The organism is Brenneria nigrifluens DSM 30175 = ATCC 13028 (genome assembly GCF_005484965.1).
GTDB lineage: Bacteria > Pseudomonadota > Gammaproteobacteria > Enterobacterales > Enterobacteriaceae > Brenneria > Brenneria nigrifluens.
This window is the reverse complement of sequence record NZ_CP034036.1, coordinates 4104950-4124151: the sequence shown is the minus strand read 5'-3', so window position 1 is coordinate 4124151 and position 19202 is coordinate 4104950. Positions and strand designations below refer to the sequence as shown.

14 protein-coding genes and 2 pseudogenes are annotated in these 19202 nt (G+C 49.4%); 14 read left to right on the top strand and 2 right to left on the bottom strand.

All coding sequences use genetic code 11. The features are described 5' to 3' along the window. Positions 1-527: 527 nt before the first annotated feature. Positions 528-2021: an ATP-dependent nuclease gene (locus tag EH206_RS19375; protein ID WP_009114238.1), complete on the bottom strand. Its 1494-nt coding sequence runs from the start codon at positions 2019-2021 to the stop codon at positions 528-530. A 424-nt stretch (positions 2022-2445) separates the two neighbouring features. Here EH206_RS19375 and EH206_RS19370 point away from each other — a divergent pair. The 6 genes and pseudogenes from EH206_RS19370 (at position 2446) to EH206_RS19345 (ending at position 8993) form a co-directional block, all read left to right on the top strand. Continuing rightward, positions 2446-3956: pseudogene (locus EH206_RS19370) on the top strand (ISNCY family transposase). Between the two features lie 214 nt (positions 3957-4170). Beyond that, the gene (locus EH206_RS19365) at positions 4171-4575 is read left to right on the top strand and encodes a TIGR03757 family integrating conjugative element protein (RefSeq protein ID WP_009114235.1); all 405 of its coding nucleotides are present in this window, start codon (positions 4171-4173) and stop codon (positions 4573-4575) included. Between the two features lie 85 nt (positions 4576-4660). Next, the gene (locus EH206_RS19360) at positions 4661-5593 is read left to right on the top strand and encodes a TIGR03756 family integrating conjugative element protein (RefSeq protein WP_369750676.1); all 933 of its coding nucleotides are present in this window, start codon (positions 4661-4663) and stop codon (positions 5591-5593) included. A 14-nt stretch (positions 5594-5607) separates the two neighbouring features. After that, positions 5608-7095 carry an integrating conjugative element protein gene (locus EH206_RS19355; RefSeq protein ID WP_009114233.1) on the top strand — a complete coding sequence of 496 codons (1488 nt, stop codon included), beginning with the start codon at positions 5608-5610 and terminating at the stop codon, positions 7093-7095. An 18-nt stretch (positions 7096-7113) separates the two neighbouring features. Next, positions 7114-7485 (top strand): hypothetical protein, encoded by a 372-nt coding sequence (locus EH206_RS19350; protein WP_009114232.1) that lies wholly within the window; start codon positions 7114-7116, stop codon positions 7483-7485. Then, positions 7482-8993: a conjugal transfer protein TraG N-terminal domain-containing protein gene (locus EH206_RS19345; RefSeq protein ID WP_009114231.1), complete on the top strand. Its 1512-nt coding sequence runs from the start codon at positions 7482-7484 to the stop codon at positions 8991-8993. Before EH206_RS19350 ends, EH206_RS19345 begins: the two co-directional genes overlap by 4 nt. A 35-nt stretch (positions 8994-9028) precedes the next feature. On the opposite strand, the gene EH206_RS19340 is transcribed toward EH206_RS19345, so the two are convergent. Continuing rightward, positions 9029-9427: a hypothetical protein gene (locus EH206_RS19340; RefSeq protein WP_009114230.1), complete on the bottom strand. Its 399-nt coding sequence runs from the start codon at positions 9425-9427 to the stop codon at positions 9029-9031. A 363-nt stretch (positions 9428-9790) separates the two neighbouring features. Between EH206_RS19340 and EH206_RS19335 the strand changes: the two are divergent. The 8 genes and pseudogenes from EH206_RS19335 to EH206_RS19300 all read left to right on the top strand — a co-directional run. Then, positions 9791-10078: pseudogene (locus tag EH206_RS19335) on the top strand (IS66-like element accessory protein TnpA); the annotation flags it as partial. After that, a complete protein-coding gene (gene tnpB / locus EH206_RS19330; RefSeq protein ID WP_009114229.1) occupies positions 10075-10401 on the top strand; it encodes an IS66 family insertion sequence element accessory protein TnpB in 327 nt (108 codons plus the stop codon). The pseudogene EH206_RS19335 and the gene tnpB, both read left to right, overlap by 4 nt. Next, positions 10376-11128: a GTPase gene (locus tag EH206_RS19325; RefSeq protein ID WP_009114228.1), complete on the top strand. Its 753-nt coding sequence runs from the start codon at positions 10376-10378 to the stop codon at positions 11126-11128. Before tnpB ends, EH206_RS19325 begins: the two co-directional genes overlap by 26 nt. Positions 11129-11497: 369 nt before the next feature. Beyond that, complete coding sequence (gene mads1, locus EH206_RS19320) at positions 11498-11692, top strand: methylation-associated defense system helix-turn-helix domain-containing protein MAD1 (RefSeq protein ID WP_009114227.1); 195 nt, start codon at positions 11498-11500, stop codon at positions 11690-11692. 2 nt (positions 11693-11694) lie between these two features. Beyond that, entirely contained in the window at positions 11695-14376 is a 2682-nt protein-coding gene (locus EH206_RS19315; protein WP_009114226.1) for a hypothetical protein, read from the top strand. Positions 14377-14393: 17 nt separating this feature from the next. After that, positions 14394-15392 carry a hypothetical protein gene (locus EH206_RS19310; RefSeq protein WP_009114225.1) on the top strand — a complete coding sequence of 333 codons (999 nt, stop codon included), beginning with the start codon at positions 14394-14396 and terminating at the stop codon, positions 15390-15392. A 39-nt stretch (positions 15393-15431) separates the two neighbouring features. Next, positions 15432-18695, top strand: a complete 3264-nt coding sequence (locus tag EH206_RS19305) for a site-specific DNA-methyltransferase (protein WP_009114224.1) — start codon at positions 15432-15434, stop codon at positions 18693-18695. Next, entirely contained in the window at positions 18692-19198 is a 507-nt protein-coding gene (locus tag EH206_RS19300; RefSeq protein ID WP_009114223.1) for a hypothetical protein, read from the top strand. Before EH206_RS19305 ends, EH206_RS19300 begins: the two co-directional genes overlap by 4 nt. The last annotated feature ends 4 nt before the right edge of the window (positions 19199-19202 follow it).

Below are 19202 nucleotides of genomic sequence, written 5' to 3'. Positions count from 1 at the left end.
AAATAAAAGCATTTGATTAGCCATTCCTATTTCTGAATGTCAATCAAAGGGCTCTTCCTCTGTCGGTCATTTTCGATACGATGAGAAAACAAAAAATGGCACAGGCTCAAAGGTAATGGCACCTCATGGGGCTATGTTAAAATGAGCAGAATACTTACAGACCCTATGGGATGAATCGTTGCTAAATTTGCAGGTTGTTACTATTTTAAAGAGGTTCAGAAATTAAGGAAGCTATAAACCTAATGATCGGAACAGCCCTTCAGAATGCCTTTCGCATAAGATCATTTGTAATCAATGGAATGCAGGTCTACGCGGCCAGAGTTTTGTGACCTTTTCCGGTCAGTTGCTGTGCCTGTGGTACATTATGATGAGATTCAAACGTAACTCTTACTCGTCATGAGCACTCTGAAAGATCTGCACTCGTCCTCGATCACTTGCTTCAGTCATGACTGTGCATCGAGCATTATAAGCAAAAACAGCCCTTAGAGGGCTGTTATCTGATATAGGCTTATTTTGTGTTCACGCTTTTATTGAAGTTCGCGGATGAGTGCTTTTTCGAGTGACTCTTCTTGAAACATTGACGCAATCATCATGCATAACGTTTGAGTAAAAACATCACTGTTATGCCCTTGTTGTACCGCGCATGATTTCAGAGCCATGAGCAGCCCTTTTCCTGTGCTGTCATCTGCTGAATCTTTTCTTGCTCGGTATGAATCTAGGATGGATGTTAGACTTTCAACATGAAAATACTCATCGCCAATCCTATTTGTCAGGGTTGAGTTTGGGCTTAAATAAAGATGCTCTCTAAGATATTTTTCCAAACTTTTCACTGGGAGGAATTTTATATTTTGCTTTGGTATTAATGAATCTCCATTGGAGTCTGTTTTTTTAAATTTAGCATCAAAAAGAACCTCGATGTCACCATCAAGTATAGAAATTGTTTTGCAGGAGTGACCGGCCAATTTAGAGATATTAATCTCTCTCTGCAACTCAATAACTTTCTCCCATCCACCGCAAGGTATAGTTCTGATCAACTTGGCTGAATTAAGTTGATTTCTTGAGATTATCGAATCAACAATTTTCTTCGCAAGTTCATCCTCAAGCAAAATTATAAAATCAAAGCCATCTGGTTCATATATACTCCTTGAAGCATATATAGGATAGCAAGGGTTGGTAACTTCAACAGAACCATCCCCCCCTCGCTCAAGGAAATAGATGTTGTCCTTTCTTATTGCACTAAGTATTTGGATACTGTGTGTGGAGAAATATATGCAAAGATTATGCTTTGAACTAATTTCATTTAGAAATTTTATAAGCCTAACCTGAGCGGAAGGATGAAGTGCTAAATCTACTTCATCTAACAAAAGAAGTGTGATCTCATTTGAATGAGATGAGTAATCTATCCTCCTTTTAATATATGATAGCAAGCCAATCATTAAAAACTCACCTGTAGACATCTTGTACTGATGGACTCGATGACCACCAATATCCATAAGGTATGGTGGACTATTGAATCCTAAAGATTCAGCATGCTTTGCATTTTTAACTTTTTTCAAGCCATTATAAAACCCAGAGTCACCTTTTAAAATACTTCCCAAGTTATGACAAACAAAATCGGATGCTGGACATAGATCTGCGTCAACTAACTTATATATTGCATGTATTTTCTTTTTGTCCGCATCAATAAATCTATTGCCGTAAATTATAGATGCTTCATATATGCCAGAAAAAAACAGTTCCCCGCCACTTCTAACTTTAGCCCGCCACTGACCCGATTGTTTATGCCACGAATTAATAACATTTCCGTAGCTATATTCAACCTCAGTACTAGAATCTCCATCCTTCGCAAAATAGCTTATTAACGCAGAGCGGTAAACCAACTTAGCCATGACATTAAAGAAAGTGCTTTTACCAACGCCATTAATTCCAGATATTGCATAAACCCCCTTTTTTAGATTTAGTGAAATGTCTAGTTTTTTTATGGTCCTAAGGTTTTTTATCTTTATTTTTAGTAAATCCATTTCAAGCTCCTTTTTTAGTCTATAGTATTTATTTTTACTTGTGAAATATTACTCAGTGTTTAAGTGTCTTTCACTATATTCATTAATCTTCCTAACACCTCCTTTACTAACTTTACCTGATCTGCTTCCTTTCTATTAGCATACAGATACAGAGTAATTAGTAGCCAAACCATTACTATCTGACGCTTTGCCACAATTGGCGAACTTCGCTTATTGCCGACTGTCAGGTTTAATCGTGCTCTAGCACAGAATACTGCCAGATCAAGTCTAAGCCAATACAGATCATTGTGTTAACACCAAGCGATTTTGTCGTACTTTAATTACCACGCGATTCTGTCGTAGTCGCTAATTACCAAGGGAAATTGACGGTTAATCGATAACCGTGCTCTTTGAGTGTTTTTTGTACACTTGAGGAACGCTAAAGATGATCACGTTGAACTCCAAAGCCTTGACCGTGGATGTCATTGCAAAAGTGGCTGAGCGTAAAATCACTGTTGCCAATGCTGCTAAGCTCCTCAATAAATCCAGACGTACCATTGAACGTTATCTCCAGCGTTATCGAGACAAGGGGCTCCAGTTTGTTGTTCATGGCAACGCCGGGAGTGAACCTGCGAATAAAACGCCGGATACAGTAAAGCAACAGGTTCAGGCGCTTATCCGTGAAAAATACTATGACCTGAATTTGCTACATCTCGCCGAAATGCTGGAAACCAATGAACATATTGTAGTGAAGCGTGAAACATTGAGAAAATGGGCACACGATATTCATCATGTAAAACGTGCAAAGCGCAGGCGAAGTCGGGTTCACAAACGCAGGGAGCGAATGGAAGCGCCAGGATTGATGCTGCAAATGGATGGCAGCACGCACCGTTGGTTTGGCAATAACAAATCCTGTCTGATTGCGATGATTGATGATGCCAACAGCGATATCCACGCTGAATTCTTCCCGTCAGAAACCACCGCAGGCTGCCTGAAAGTCATGCGCTCCGTCATTGAGAGGTACGGCGTGTTTAAGACGTTGTTCGTTGACCGGGCGGTGGCCCCAAACGCTGCAACTTCTCCCAGATGCAGCGGGCCTGTGAGGAGTTGGGTATCGAAATCATCTTTGCCAGTTCACCACAGGGCAAAGGGCGTATCGAACGTGCCCTTGATACCCTGCAAGACCGACTCATACCGGAGCTGAGGCTGCACAACATTATTGATATGGCGGGCGCTAACAGCCACCTTCAGCATGTGTTTATACCGCAGTTCTGGCGCAAGCAACTGACCGTTAAAACAAGAACAGCAGCCACCGAATATACGCCGTTGTCCAGGCACATTAACCTTGATGATATCTGCATTACCAAGGTTTATCGTAAAATCCGTAATGACCATACGTTCAGTTGCGGCAATAAATTCTATTTCATCGAATCACCGATAAAACACTCCATAGCGCACCAGAAAATTGAAATCAGACAAGGCAAAAATGAACAGTTCAGTGCTTACTTTGCCGGCAGACAATTACAGGTGTCAGAGGTTACGGAGCCCGTTAAAACATCCATGGAAGATATCGACGTCCAGAAAAAGCTAGATGTACTGGCCCTGGCTGACAAGCTTGGCAATTTTGCCGAAGCATCATGCTTGAGCGGCGTGTCTCGCGATACAAATTACCGCCACAGGCGACTTCTAAAAGAAGGTGGAAGCAACGCACTTAAACGGCAAGAGACGCCTAATCTGAGGCATAAAAACTGCACAGAGCTCAGCATTGAGAATACGGTTGTGCAATTCTCCATTGAGTATCCTCATCTGGGTCAACAAAAAGTCGCTCTGAAGGTGAAGGCTGAGTACGGTATGGACATCAGCCCCGGAGGGGTTCGTAGTATCTGGCTTCGCCAAAACATGAACACGACTGCTTTACGTGTCGCCAGAGCAAAATCTATACAACAAACAGCCTGATGTCTGTTTGATTGATAGAGCAATGAGGTGTTGGTAATCTGGTTGCGTCAAAATCGCCTGGTAATTATACCGTCAGTACCCCTTGGTAATCACATTAATCCAAATTATCATTTGGTGCTAAAAAATTTTCACAATCCAATAAAGACTTCTTTGCTGCCTTATTGAGCTCCCCATAGCACCCTGTGTGAATTCTATCCACACAGGAGTGCAGGCCATGAAAATCAGCACGTTGCTGACGTTGTTCCCACTGCTGATGCCGGCATCGGTGCTTGCCGACACAGTGCTCTATACCGATTCCCATCATCCCCCGACGGATAGCGATGCGTCTGTCGCCGTCATTTACCTTGACGGACCGGACCAACTACAGGCGCAGATCTTCGGCGAGCTTCCTTCCGATCCCGCTCTGGCAGAGCGTCAGGCGAAAGCGGTACTTCAATCCCCACAATGGCAGGCGCAGGAAGAGCAACTGGCGACGGTTTACCGTGCCGTTGTTCGCGCCTGGGAGCTGGGTGTGAAAAAGGTACCTGCGGTGGTATTTGATGATCAGGACGTGGTGTATGGCACGGCCGATATTGCACGCGCCAGGGCGCTGCGCATCCAGGCTCAGGGAGGACAGTAATATGCAATTTACTCATCTCCATTCGATCCTCGGGCAACGACCAAATCAACCCCATCTTAACCTCAAGTCTCTCAGTGTGGCCATCATGCTGTCCGCAGCCAGCGTGCCTGCCGTTAATGCTTCGCTGAACAGCGCCCGGATTATTGCCAGCGCCGTATCACAGTCCTGTATCAGTTGGCGCGTGTCCGGTATTTGTTACTGGCTGCTGTGTACGCCATTTGGTTGTAAGGTGCGTACCTCCGTTAAGGTGACCCACTTTATTCCGGAAGCCGTCGTGTCTTCTTATAACGCCCCTGGCGGAAATCCGTGGCAGGAAATGGCTTTCGTTAGCCAGAGCGCCGGCGGTCTGGAGAACACCGTCACCAACGCGCTGAGTGGCTTGTCTGCCGGCGGCGGCAATAACGAGCAGAAAGCACCGGGGCAACGTAAAACCAATCTGCATTTCAAGTATGCCGATGCCATTGGCCATCCGGCGACGTCATTAATCGGCGGCAGTATCCCCGGCTATTCGTGCAACAGTGCGGCGACGCCGTTCGTTCCCTATTTTCTCAGCACGCTGGATAGCCTGGTATGGCGTACCGGCATGCCGGAGTCACTGTATCCGGAAGCCCTGGTCCCCGGGCAACGCGAGGTCGGCAGTCAGGCTGCCGGTAACATGTGGGGGAACGTCTATCCCCGCTCGGGGTTCGTGACGCAGGTCGATGATGACAAGGCCGGTGCTCTGGTGGCACAGCGGGTGGCCGACATTATCACCCGTTCGGGACAACCCCATGTTTACCAGCCCCTGATTGGCCATCGCTCCGCTGGCTACTGGCCGCCGGATGCAGTTCAGGAAAACACTGGTACCCAAAACCACAAATGGCAGCGTCTTTCCCCGCAGCTCAGCCAGTCCTGCGCCGTGTTTCCTGACGGAGACCACACACCCGCGACTGATGCCAATGCCGCTTTTGCCCTGTGGCAACCCTACAGTTGCTGCCAGCGACGCGGTCAGACGTTCCTGTACAGCACGAATTTTTGATGAGGTAACGAATAATGCAGAAAACGGAAAAAAATCAGTTTTCCAGGAGGCGATACCGCGCCCTGTCTTTGATGGTGACCGGAAGTCTGCTCATGACCGGCACTACGGGCAGTAGGAACGTATTCGCTGATGATAATGACACGCTATTCGGGGTGTCATTGCCCCAGGTAAATGAAAGCAATATGGGCTATGGACTGAACTCCAGCGGAGCCGTTTCGGACAAATTGTTCTACTCCCTGGGCGGCGGTTCGGTGATTTCTCAGCCGGCGACGCGCAGCAATATGCAGCGTCTCGGTATGAATCTGGGCTGGAGCTCGGATTTGATGTGCGGCAACTTTGACTTGAAGACCACGGTCGGCAACCAGCTTAACGGCGTTACCTCCGGTTTCAAGAACCTGATGAGTGAGGTTATCCAGGGGGCAACGGGGGCGGTGGCCAGCCTGCCGGCGATGATTATCCAGCGCGCCAACCCGGGTTTGTATGAAATGCTCACCAACGGGGTATTACAGGGTGGTGTCGCGTTCGATAAGGCTCAGTTGAACTGTCAGAACCTCTCCAAACGCATGATGGACATGGCCGATACCGGTAGCTGGAGCCAGGCGGCCGCGATGGAAGAGGCCAAAAGCCTGGTCAACGGCGGTGATGCGGATGCGGTACGTTCAATGAACGCCACCGAAAAGGTGACCGGGGAATCCGGGCAGACCTGGATCGGCGGCCAGAAGCGCGGCGGTGCCGGGCAACCCTCTATCAAGCCGACGCATGACCTGGCCGCAGCCGGCTACAACATGATGAACGGGCAGGCCGTAACGAGTACTTCCAGCGTCACGGGCAGCAGTTGCACCGGCGGGGCCTGCGCCAAATATGCCAATAGCGAAGAAGCGGCTGCCGCGGTCGTGAAAGTGCTGGGGGATGCCTCGCTGCGTACCTGCAAGGACGCCAACGCATGCACCAGTGGTGACAGCACGGAACAGCCGGGCAGCACCGTGGCCGGCACCGGCTTTGCGCCGATGCTGGAAGACGCCACCAAAACCAATAATGAGCAGTTGGCCAAACTGGTTAACGGAACAGAAAAGCCCAATGCGACCAACCTGGCAAAGCTCAAAACCGGTAGCCTGGCGGTCACCGCCGGCGTTATCAAAGCACTGCAGCGAGATCCGGATAATGCGGCGTTAGTCGGCCGTCTGGCCAGCGAACTGGCGATGGCGGATACCATCGAAACGGCCTTCATCATGCGCCGAATGATCACCACCGGGATGTCGGAGCCGAACGCAGCCGCATTGAAAACCGCCATGGAGGAAGGTGGGCGTCGTATCGAGGCGCTGGACAGAGAAATTGCCGCACTGAAAAACGAGATGGAAATGAAACGTGAAATCTCCCGTAACGCGGTATTGACCATCATTGAGCGTGAGAACAACCGCGTCGAAACCAACCCGCAGCGCCAGTCTACCGACAGTCTGGATACCAAATTTAATCGGCTGGCCGTGCCGGAAAGCGACCAGTAGCCGAGGGGATACATTGTGATGAACGAAACAAAGAAGAATACGTTGTCGCCCCGACGGGACGGCAAATTCAGCCACCGGGCAAAGCGTGTTCTGCAACTGCTGGGCACGATGGTGGCCATGATGGCGATTGCCCTGGTGATAGCGCACTGGGGCATTAATCACCCAACTGATAGCGCCGCGTTGCGAAACTGGATGCAAAGCACTCGTTACGGCTGGCTGGTCTGGCGTTTGGCGCTTTACGCCGCGCTGGCCTGGGGATTTTGGAAAATCTGGCATTCTCCGGGCTGCAAACCGGCATACAGGGGACCACTGAAACGTATGGCGATCGCATGCGCGTTGTTCGCGCTGGTCTGTGAATACTCCCTCTTTGGCGGAGGGTTGCCGTTATGATGACCAACAGCTATCTCGAATACTTTCTGACGCTGCTCGGCTGGCTGATCAACAATGGCTTGTGGGAGTTGCTGGTCAGCACTGGATTATTCGTGCTGCCGTTACTGTTCAGGGTTGTCGGCATCTGGCTGAAAGTACGTGAAGAAGGCGATGACGAAGGTAACAAAGGGATGCTGTCCCTGCCGCGCATCGAGAACCTGCTTTATGTCGCTTTCTTTGTGATGATCGCCTGCTGCTTGCCGCTGATCAACGTCAGCCTGGACACGATCAAATATGACAGCAGCCGGGCATCGACCTGTGGTACCTGGACACCGAAAAAACCGGCGGACACCGGGTATGCCAATATTGTATCGAGCATGAATGGCCAGGCGGCGAAGGTGCCGGTGTGGTGGTTGGTGGTGCATAAGCTCTCCAAAGGGATCACCCAGGCGGCGGTGGCCAGCATTCCGTGCCGACCGGATTTGCGGCAGGTGCGTTTTGAAGTTCAGCATAGCCGGGTGAACAATCCGGCTCTGGCCAGAGAACTGCAGGACTTTACCAATGATTGTTACTCTCTGGCGCTTTACACCTGGCAGAACCGTGACCAGGGGCAGACAACGGATAAAGCGACATTGCGTGATATTGAATGGCTGGGCTCCGGTACATTCCTGAATGGGGGCTATTACGCGAACCTGCAGTCAAAAATGCCGCGGGCAAGTTTTCCCTGGAACGATTCACGGGACAGTGGCCGGCCGAACACCGGCCGTGGCGGATATCCGACCTGCAGCGAATGGTGGTCAACGGCCGATACTGGCCTGCAAGCCCGTGTATTGAAGCAGGTTGATCCTGACGTCATGTTGCGGATGTCTGCGGCCGTTAAGATGATCGGAGAATCCACGGCCGATTATAAAGAAATGGTGGTTCGTTGGCTGGTGAGCCCGCAGAGCCTGACTGTGTCACAGGGAGGGCATGCCTATGCCGGTTACGGTGGTAATGCGGATTTTACTAATGATAACGCCATGACTCGCCTGGCCGCCCTTGGTGGCACATCGTTGGGAAGCCTGGCCGCTTTCCCTGCGTTTGATGCTATGCGTCAGGCTTTACCCATGGTGCAGGCTGTGCTGTTGATGGCTATCTATGTGATGCTCCCGTTAATCCTGGCGTTTGCGGCGTATGAGTACAAGACCGTGATTACGGTGACGTTTGTGCTCTTCGCACTTAACTTCCTGACCTTCTGGTGGGAGTTAGCTCGCTGGCTAGACAGTTGGCTTATGGAAGCGCTCTACAGTTCGAGCACACACGATCGCTGGAACCTCGCAGGATTTCAGAACACGACAGACGATATCATCATGAACCTGGTGATGGGGACGATGTTTATCGTGCTGCCGGCATTATGGCTTGGCGCTTTATCATGGGCTGGGGTTAGGGTTGGTGATTCCCTCACCAGTGCAATGAAAACTGGAGTATCGAAACCACAAGAAACCGGTGGTAGTGGAGTTGATTCCCTGAAGAAAGCCGCGAGATTATAAAGTGAAACTAATCAGCGAGGTATTCTGTACCTCGCTTAGTCCAAGCGTTCTGATGTGATGTCATCGGAACCTGAATAATAGCCATGCCCTTCCTGACCGTACCTATACCCTGGTCCTGTTTTTTCCGTATCGTCATAAAATTCAGCTTCATCAGCCGTTGCCTGGGATGAACCTGGATTTTGGATAATACATGCAACGGCAAAGATTAACAGGAAACATGCCGCTATGATAAGGCTACCAAACGCTATTGTGCTGATAAAAAAGGCAATAAATATAATGATTGGAGCATGTCCTATCCATGGCGGGAGATGCTTTTTATTGGCCCAGGTGACACAGCGTTCATCCCAGTGCAAAACGCTACCTTTTACTTTCTTCCAAAGCCGCGCAATGCGGGCTCCGCGCTGGTAAGCGTGCTGCTGTTTTGTCTGGTTCATTATCCCTCCTGGATACGGTGTTGGTGTAGAAATTGAGTCAACTATAGCTTAAATAACAACCAATTTCTATTCGCTCGGTTTCACCAGTTCTGAAGGCCCCAAGCGTTTATGTTGCAAGCATCGTACTACTCGATATTCATACGTTTTAAGGGTACGCTGCTACGTAAGCGTCCAGCCCGTACCGACTTTCCGAACCTGAAATATCTGACAGGATAGTGTCCACCAAATTTAGCGGACACCATTTATGACATCACCCGTAGCCAAACGCCCCAGACGCCCAAACTTTCCCCTTGAGTTCAAGCTCAAAGTGGTTGAGCTCTCTTATCAGCCGGGGCCTCTGTTGCCCAGGTAGCCCGCAAGTACGGCATTAACGACAATCTGTTGTTCAAATGGCGTCAACGCTGGCGTGAAGGGGCATTGTGCCCGCCGGGGCAAACACTTCTCCCCCAGCCAGCGGCGCTGCTGCCCATTGAAGTCATACCGGAACCGGCATCATCGGAAGAGACTCACGCCTTGCCCCCGGCGACACCCTCGCTCGCCAGCGCCGCATCCTGCCGCGTCGAGTTCCGCCACGGCAATATGACGCTGGAGAACCTATCGCCGGAGTTGCTGTCCGTCCTTACCCGTGAGCTGACCGGGAGGGCGCGATGATATCTCTCCCGTCAGGCACCCGCATCTGGCTGATCGCCGGCGCCACCGACATGCGCAAGTCCTTCAACGGATTGGGCGAGCAGATACAGAGCACACTGGACGACGACCCGCACGCCGACCACCTGTTCATCTTCCGGGGGCGCCGGGGCGATATAGTGAAGGTCCTCTGGGCCGATGCGGACGGGCTGTGCCTGTTCACCAAACGGCTGGAGGAAGGCCAGTTCGTCTGGCCCACCGTCCGCGACGGCAAAATCTCCATCACCCGCGCCCAGTTGGCGATGCTGCTCGATAAACTGGATGCTGGCCCGCTCGCTGATGGGTAATGGCCTCAACTTTGCGGCAAATGCGGCGCTGGTACGCGGTGTCGGTGCATTCTTAGGGCCAATTGGTTGGATCGCTTCCGGCGCATGGCTGGCGGTAGAAATTGCAGGCCCTGCGTTTCGTAAGACGGTTCCGGCGATCGTACATATCGCGATGCTGCGTCAGAACGTATTAAAACGCCTGACTATCAGCGTAGTGGGAGATGGTTCCGTCGGCAAAGATGCGCTCTTTAAAAGCGTATTCGGTGTTGATACCGGCAATATCAATCCTATTGCTGGCTCTACATCCGATACTAAGGTGTATGACCTTGGGCACACAGGTACTATTAAACTTATTAACTTCCCTGGATTTCACGACGTGCGTTCCGAGGTCAATGACTTGGTGAATGATAATATCAAGCATACCGATCTGTTCCTGCTGGTGGTAGACGTCAACCGTGGTGTGTCAGGTCATGACGTGCAGACACTGGAGAAGTTAAAGGCGGAGGGCAAGCCTGTGTTGGTCTGTCTGAACAAGGTGGATATGCTGCGCCCGAATGATAAAGATAGAATGGTTCATGTCGCCAAAACACGCCTGCAGAACCCCTATGTGATTGAAACGGCCTTTGACCCTGATCCGCGCTTGTCGCAGGATGGTCCGATTGGCACACAGGTCGTGTTTGAATGGGTGGTAAATCAGTTAGAGGCGCAGGGTAAAGAGACCGCGCACCTGAAAGCCGAGCAGAAATAACGTCGATATAACTAAACCAGGGGCATGCCCTGGTTTAGTTATTTTCTTCGGACTCAAAAGAACGCAACAGCGCACTCGCTTTGCCATAGCTGAATTTTGTGCCGTAATGATGGTAAGCATGAGGAGTCAGGGTATAGCATGTTACTGCGTTGCTCGGATTAACAATCCCGACGTACTGAGTTATTGTTGTCTCATCCATTATCCAGAATCGCATTACTCAAGATTTTTACGATGTCCCTGTCCGGGAGCTAGAGCGGTGGAGCTAGGTATTAAGCAAGCACAGCCTTGACATTTAGAGATAATTTTGAACAAAAGAAGACCTCCTTGTACTATACCGACAAAACATTGTACTCACTACGGACAACAAACATGAGTGAGCAAATAATGACCATCAAGGATGTCGCGTCGTACCTCAAGCTCAACGAGCGTACTGTCTATCGCATGGCCACAGCAGCAAAGATCCCTGCGTTTAAAGTGGACATCTCGTGGCGTTTCAAGAAAGAAGAGATAGATACCTGGATAACGCAGCAACACAACCAAATATCAAGTAAAAATGAGATCTAACCATGCTAGGACTGAAGTTACGTGAGGAATTTTCCGGTCGTCGTATCAAAGGAACGATGATCGAAATGCATAACCGGAATGGCACTGGTGCGCTCGATAAGTCTGCAAGTGAATTTCTGAAAATCACTTACCCCTCAATCGACATGCTCAAGACCGTGGAAGCGGTACAAGCTGGCCGGGCTGAGCCTGTTGTAATTATCGGTGCGCGGGGCCAAGGTAAATCACACCTTATGGCCGCACTGTCACATATGCATCAGGATAAGGATGCAACAGTAAACTGGTTGAATGACTGGTCTGCCCGACTGAAAAACCCAGACATTGCGAACCTTAAGTTACAGTATGGCATGCATGTCATTACCGAAAGCTTACATTTGCAACGCTATAAGCATGTATGGGATGTTCTGTTCGACCAGCATCCGCACGGCAACATCATCAAAGCCAAGTGGGAAGTGCACGGTACCGAGGTGCCGAGTTATGATCTGATTCTGGAAATGGCAGAGAATAAACCATTCATCCTTATTCTGGATGAATTCCAGACGTGGTTTGAAGGCTTAACTAACTCCAACCAGTACAAGCGCAAGACTTGGGCATTTAACTTCATCCAAATTCTATCGGAAATATCTGAAAAGCACCCTGAACTTCTGACGCTTGTGGTATCTGTGCGCGAAGGTAACTCCGACGCGGCGCAGCAGCTGTTCCGCGTAAATCCAGTGCGGATCGATTTTAAAGGGCCAGAAGCCAAACGAGACAGACAGCGCTTGTTGCTCTATCGGATCTTCGAAAACAGGATGAACATCCCAGAATCTGATATTGCCTCTCTGATTAAAACACACGTGGATGAATTTCTGCGTTTAAGTCATATCTCAGGCTCTGAGCATGAAAAACACAGACTGCAATTCATTGAGGCTTGGCCATACTCGCCAAGACTTCTGCAATTGCTGGATGATCAGGTGCTTATCGCAACCGAAACTCAAGAGACACGTGATCTCTTGCGTATTCTGGTGGATGTCTTTAAGGAGTCAGGTGACGACACGGCCATACTCACACCAGCGAACTTCAGCTTAACCAGTGAAAAATCAGGCGTTACCTCACTACTGGATTCGGTAGCAAGTCAGCTGCATAGGGATTTGCGTGAGAATGCACTGCGCAATCTTGAAGCTGTTAAAAACGGTGTACCTACTGCTCAGGTGCCGCATCTTGAGTCTATTCTTTCAGCTCTCTGGCTTCGTTCTTTGTCATTGGAAAATCATGCCGGTGCTGAACCGTCAGAACTGCAGCTGGATATTACCGAGCGCAAAGCGATAGATGACAACTTGTTTGCCGCCGAGCTTGCAGTAATCGAGGACAACAGCTTCAACATTCACCGCCAAGCCAACCGTTTGGTGTTCAAGAATGAGGTGAATCCACAGGCCAAGCTGTTAGCACATGCTAAAAACGACAAGCTTTTTCAAAAGGATGAAGATGTAGAACATCTTGCCAAAGAGATTCGTTATGCCCTAGTTGGAGAGGGCAATCAGTCGAGTATCTATCGAACTATTGTATTGAAGAAACAGTGGCGCACTGCGCCATGGTCGGACATTGAAGAAAAAGACCATCCTCAGCATTGGGATAACCGTATTCCAGTGATTGTTATGCCCAAAGCATCGCTGGATAACAAAGAGCTGGGTGAATGGCTGAAGATCCATGTGGCCAAAGCAAGAAACACCGTGCGCTTTTTGCTGCCACGTGTGGGTACTGGCGATATTTTTTACGACAAGTCTATGCTGGTATTAGCACGTGCAGTTTATCTCGCTAGCGATTGGAAAAATTCAGAGCGTGAGTACGCTCAATTGCATCTGAAGTACCAGAAGGAACTGCGTGAGCAGTTGCAATCCCGCTTTGATCGTTTTGCAGTCTTGGTAGTGTGGAATTTCGCAGACCCATCTCAATGCGAGTTTGAGATTTCACAGCACGGCGCAGAAGGGTTACAGATCCTCGAAAAACTGGATGAGAAAATCCGCAGCGAGCTGTTTATTCCCGAAGAATTCGACACTATGCTGCTTGATGCCGCAACGAATAGCCGCAGCGTGGCTGACCTCATCGACCAGCTGAAAGAGCCAGCCCCAAAAGGTGCAGAAAGCATTCCTTGGCTGGGTGAAACAGCCGTTAAAGAACGCATTGGCCGAGCTTGTGCAGAAGGCAAAATTGCTATTAATGCCAAAGGCAGTCTGTACGAGAAAAAGCCGTCAGAAACCACAGAAGATGCTTGGTTGCGAGTACGTGGAAAACTGGGCAGCGGTAAAGATTTGGAAGATACAACACTGCACCTGCCCGGAGGCTCTGTAGGCTCAGGCGGTTCAGTCCCTGTTCAGCCTGTTCCCGGCATGCCAGAAGAATTCACCACCGGTGGTGTTAACGAGCCACCCGTAGGCTCAGGCAATAGCAGCACAGCATCCGGTACCACACCAACACCAGGATCGCTTTTCGGTGGTTCAAGTGGGGGAGGCGTTGCTCACCACAGTGCGCAAAATACCTCGACACTGAGCCTGCTCGGCAAGCTGGAGCAATGGGGAATTAACAAAGGCAGTAAGGTGAAGGACGTTAAGTTATCCACCTCACAGCTCACTGGAGCGCAATTAGAGCATCTGCTGAAAAACTTACCGGATGGTGTTACTTACTCTCTGGATCTGGATAAAGAACAATAATCGACGAGCGAAAGCATATGGATAAGTCACTGATCGCTGATATACACCGACTGCCCGCACAGGAAGTATGGCCGAAAATTTTTTCGGCTCTCTGGCCCCTGTTTGCGGAACCTATCAGACAGGATCTGGCGGATGCAAAAACAACCGAACGGGACAGAGCCATCAAACCATTGGATGATGTGTTGGCAGGCAGTGCCTGGGATTTGTGGGCGTCATTCGAGAGTGCATCACCAAAAACAGCAGATGCCCTGAAAGCATTCTGGCAACGCCATACAACACCGAAAGCCATCCTGATTCTCGATGCGTTATCGCTCCGCGAAGCGCCATGGATAATCGAAGGTGCGCAGCGGCGGGGCTACACCATTCACAGTGCCCGTGCCACAGCCTCTGAGCTACCAGGTGATACTACGCCGTTTGCCAGAGCAATCGGGTTTGGACAGCGTACTAAATTGCAAAACAACCAGGGGCATAGTGCTGCGTTCCCTGAGGCCTTCACAGAATCCACCGACCTGCCATGGGTGGATTGTGCATCCCTGATCAAGGCTGATCCCAACATTATCTTCTGGCATCACTGGCCTGATGAACGTATGCACCACCTGGCTGAACAGGGGGCTGGTTACCGGGTGTTGGCTAAAGAAGCCGCAGCTGTATTAATTGGCGATGAATTCTGGACTTTCATCGACAAACTTGCCACAGGTCGTCGTCTGGTTATTACTGCTGACCATGGGTATTCAAATCCTGCGTTGTTTCCTGATGTTTACCCGGAAGACCAAAAAGCCTATCTAAAAGGGCAATTTAAGTCTGGTCGTAATAACGAAATTAAAGACGCAAAAACCGAACAACATTGGGTTCCGCCATTATCTCAGGTACTGACGACGCAGCATGGCAACTGGAACATTGTGCTGGGCCGCAAAAAATGGCGTTCACAAGGCGGCTACCCAAGCCTTGCCCATGGTGGGCTGAGCCTGTTAGAAGTGGCTGTACCCTTTGTCGAACTGTCGAAACCGAATAATTAATGGTCAGCATTCTGTGCTGGCCTTTGGATAAGTAATTTTATGGCATCTAACAAAACGAAAGCAGAACTGACAGAAGAATTGGTGGCAGAAGCCGTTAGTGCCGGTAAAAAAGCACAACTGGAATCGGTCGATTTTTCTGACCCCAATCGCCCTTTAACCTGTCTTGAAATTGATTTTCCGATTCTGCCGATTAACCAGATTGCGCAGATTGAAGGTAATGCAGGCAAACCCATCTACCAGATGAGTAAGTGGTGGGCACGTCGCCGTTCCAGTGTATTCCGCTCTATGTTGATTGCGGCTGCTACCAAAGCGCCCGATGAACCATCAGAATCTGCCAAATTAGTTTGGGACAACTATTACGCCAATCACCAGAACAACCAAGCGTTCAGACAATTGAAAGTGGCTGATATTTTCATGGGAGGCGGTACCACATTGGTGGAAGGTGCTCGGCTCGGCATGCAGATGACCGGCAACGATCTCAACCCGGTTGCCTGGCTGGTTGTAAAGAACGAATTAGCTGATGTCGATCTGGATGAGGTGAACAAACTATTTGATCACGTCGAACATGAAGTAAAACCCCAGGTCATGCCGTTTTACGCCTGTGAAGGCCCTGATGGCGAAAAAGGCAAATGGACACAGCGTTCTACTGGCAAAGTCATGGGCAATGATTTTGATCCACTGGCTCTGACACCTGAAGAGCGCAAAGATTACGCATACGAAGGCCCGGAGGTCATTTATACCTTCTGGGCTAAGCATGGCCCTTGTGCTGCTCCCGGATGCGGTCACCGTACTCCATTGATGACATCCCCAGTGGTAGCGGTCAAATCTCTATCGGTTAAAACTTGGCAAGGTGTTGAATGCCAACACTGCGGATCAAGCTTTGATATTGAGCGCCAGGAAGCCCGCATGGCTCCTAATGTTCCGCTGGTCGTAACCGATTCAGAAGCTCCTTACGCCATTATGGACAACGCTGGCAACTACCAATGCCCTCATTGCCAGCATCCGTATCGTGATGAAGCTGCGGCGCAAAAAGGCGAATCCCCGCGTTTACTTAAGAAGATGAGTAAAAATAAAAAGATTGATTTGTCTCTCCTTGTTCATCCTGATTGGCTGAAAGGTTCTTCAAAGGCTGACGATACAGGAATATTTGGCGGCACCACCTTAAGCGAAGTTGAAGCAACGCAGCGTTGGAATCTACACAGAACAAAGACACTGAAACTGCTTGAAGTGCGCGGTAAATTGCCTGAAGAAATTATTTGTCCGGATTCAGGGTTGGTAATAAACACTCAGCAAGGCACCATTCCTAAGAAATCTAATTTCACTTGTCAGGAAAGTACATGTGGTCGTCAGCAAGATGTACTCGACAGCATCAAAGCTTCTGGCCAAACAGGCCCGATGGCTGCTTACGTATTGCAGTGTTATTCACCTAGCCGTAATGCAGCAGGTGCTCCTTACAATGGCCGCTACTTTGCTCCAACTGACAGCAATGCTGCCAAGCGACAAAATTTGGCGGTATCTGAGTGGGAGAAAAGGAAAAATTCGGATTTGCGAGGTTATTGGCCCGAATCAGAATTGCCCTATGGATTTATGACACACCACTTGCAAGGCGGCGTTCCCAATCATGGTTTTACGCACTGGAACACTATGTTTAACCCGCTTCAGCTTCTGATTCATGCGCAAATTCTCAAGGCCATTAATATATCTCATGGCTTCAGCGACACCAGTAAAGAAATAGTTTTAGGTGCATTTCAGCAGTATCTTCGCAATCAGAACATGTTTTGCTTTTGGAATCCTCAGCGGGACACCCCTGAGCCCATGTTTAGCAATAATAATTATCATCCCAAATCAACAGTGATTGAAAACTCGGTTTTTTCAGATCTTGGTCGTGGAAACTGGTCATCCTGCCGGGCAAACACTCTGAAAGGTCTAGAGTGGTGCAAACAGCCATGGGAAACCGTATCTAACGAGATGCTGAGCAATATGTCCGACGAGATCGGCAAATTGGTCAGCGGGAAAAGCTCCAAAACCATGCCAAATGACCCTGTGTTACCGGGTACCTTAGTAACCTGTGGTTCATCGACGGAATTAAAACAGTATGCTGATCAATCGTATGATCTCGTAATTACTGATCCACCATTTGGTGGTCTGCTGCACTACGCTGAGTTAGCGGATTTCTTCTATGTGTGGCTACGTCTGTTGTTGAAAGATAAATACCCTGAGGTTTACGCAGGGGAATACACGCCAAAAACGCTGGAAGCTGTTTCTAACAGAGCGCGCCATCCAGATGACCCAGATGCGTTCTATAAGCGTCTGCTGACCGAATGTTGGCGGGAGGCGAATCGTCTGTTGAAACCGGGGGGCATTTTGGCTTTTACCTTCCATCACAGCGAAGATGAGCCATGGGTTGATGTATTAGAAAGCTTGTTCGACGCGGGCTATTACCTTGAAGCAACCTATCCTATTCGCAGCGATGAAACCAAGGGCAAAGGTGAGTTTGGCTCCAAGACTATTGAATACGACATCATTCATGTATGCCGCAAGCGTACCGAAGCACCCAGCAAAATCAGCTGGGCGCGCCTGCGTCGCAAGATTCTCGCCGATGTGCGTCAGCTACAAGGCTTGTTAGAACATCACCAGTCAAAAGGTTTGCCAGTAGCAGATATTCAGGTCATCAAGCGCGGTAAAGCTTTGGAATATTTCTCACGCCACTATGGCCAGGTGTATGTTGAGGAAGGCCGCGAATTCACGGTTAACGAAGCGTTGGTAGGGATTAACCAAATTCTGGATGACCAATCAGAATCAGAATCGGGCGGTACCCCGGTAGTGTGTGAGCCAAACACCCGCCAATTCCTGCGTATTTTTGCACACCAACCCTCAGTAGAACGCGATCAGATGCAGAAATTCCTACGCGGTAGTGGTATAGCGCCTTCTACTTTTGTCGCTTTGGGCTGGGCCACTGAAACCACTCGTCCAAAGGCATTTCATTGGCGCTCGCCACTAGAATTCGCGCAAGAACGAATGACCAGCAATCGCAGTGTGAGCCGTGACTTCGATCAGGCGATGTTGCTTGTTGGTGCCTGTTACCCGGAAAGCGGCATCAACACCAAGAAAATTCTAGATGAAGACTTTAAGCCTCACCCCGCATTAGGGAACCTATTGGATTGGCTTGTTCACAACGGAGCCGACTCTTCTATGCGCAATGCCTGTACTTTGGCAAGGCAATTGTTTAATAGATGGGAAGCAGATCATCAGCAGATTATGCAGGCACAAATATCATTGTTTGGTATGGAAGATGAAGTATGAGCGATGTTCTGACCAACGATAAATGGAAACGACGCGGTATCTCAGTGCTCTGGTGTGGCAAAACTTTGGCTGAACTAAATGCTGCTAGCCAGGTTATCAGCCTTCGTCAATTCATCAGCTACTACGAAGCGGGCTGGCCGGATGATATGCCACTGCTAAATGACGATGGCTTATACGTCGCAGGGTTGGACGTAGCAGTAGACGCTTTATCGCCAGGAGATGCACTGGAATGGCTGGAGTCAGAGATTTACGAAATGATCTACGACTTCCAGAACCATGCTGATGCGGCGTTGATTTTCTGGATGCCAGATCAGGGCCGCTGGAAGGAAGATCTGACCACCAGTACCTACCACTGGTGCTTGGCTGGTAAATACGATGCTCAGATGTTTCCGTTAGGGCAATGCATCTGGAACGGTGCACAGAAAGATGTGCGCCGTATTGAATCCTCCTCAGGTGGAAAAACTAACGAATGGCTGGGTTTATACCTAGAGCGGATCAGCTAATAGG

What these genes read in the sequence shown, in the direction of transcription:
- EH206_RS19375 (WP_009114238.1), bottom strand. Translation starts at nt 2,021, where the DNA reads ATGGATTTACTAAAAATAAAGATAAAAAACCTTAGGACCATAAAAAAA.
- EH206_RS19365 (WP_009114235.1), top strand. Translation starts at nt 4,171, where the DNA reads ATGAAAATCAGCACGTTGCTGACGTTGTTCCCACTGCTGATGCCGGCA.
- EH206_RS19360 (WP_369750676.1), top strand. Translation starts at nt 4,661, where the DNA reads ATGCTGTCCGCAGCCAGCGTGCCTGCCGTTAATGCTTCGCTGAACAGC.
- EH206_RS19355 (WP_009114233.1), top strand. Translation starts at nt 5,608, where the DNA reads ATGCAGAAAACGGAAAAAAATCAGTTTTCCAGGAGGCGATACCGCGCC.
- EH206_RS19350 (WP_009114232.1), top strand. Translation starts at nt 7,114, where the DNA reads ATGAACGAAACAAAGAAGAATACGTTGTCGCCCCGACGGGACGGCAAA.
- EH206_RS19345 (WP_009114231.1), top strand. Translation starts at nt 7,482, where the DNA reads ATGATGACCAACAGCTATCTCGAATACTTTCTGACGCTGCTCGGCTGG.
- EH206_RS19340 (WP_009114230.1), bottom strand. Translation starts at nt 9,427, where the DNA reads ATGAACCAGACAAAACAGCAGCACGCTTACCAGCGCGGAGCCCGCATT.
- tnpB (WP_009114229.1), top strand. Translation starts at nt 10,075, where the DNA reads ATGATATCTCTCCCGTCAGGCACCCGCATCTGGCTGATCGCCGGCGCC.
- EH206_RS19325 (WP_009114228.1), top strand. Translation starts at nt 10,376, where the DNA reads ATGCTGGCCCGCTCGCTGATGGGTAATGGCCTCAACTTTGCGGCAAAT.
- mads1 (WP_009114227.1), top strand. Translation starts at nt 11,498, where the DNA reads ATGAGTGAGCAAATAATGACCATCAAGGATGTCGCGTCGTACCTCAAG.
- EH206_RS19315 (WP_009114226.1), top strand. Translation starts at nt 11,695, where the DNA reads ATGCTAGGACTGAAGTTACGTGAGGAATTTTCCGGTCGTCGTATCAAA.
- EH206_RS19310 (WP_009114225.1), top strand. Translation starts at nt 14,394, where the DNA reads ATGGATAAGTCACTGATCGCTGATATACACCGACTGCCCGCACAGGAA.
- EH206_RS19305 (WP_009114224.1), top strand. Translation starts at nt 15,432, where the DNA reads ATGGCATCTAACAAAACGAAAGCAGAACTGACAGAAGAATTGGTGGCA.
- EH206_RS19300 (WP_009114223.1), top strand. Translation starts at nt 18,692, where the DNA reads ATGAGCGATGTTCTGACCAACGATAAATGGAAACGACGCGGTATCTCA.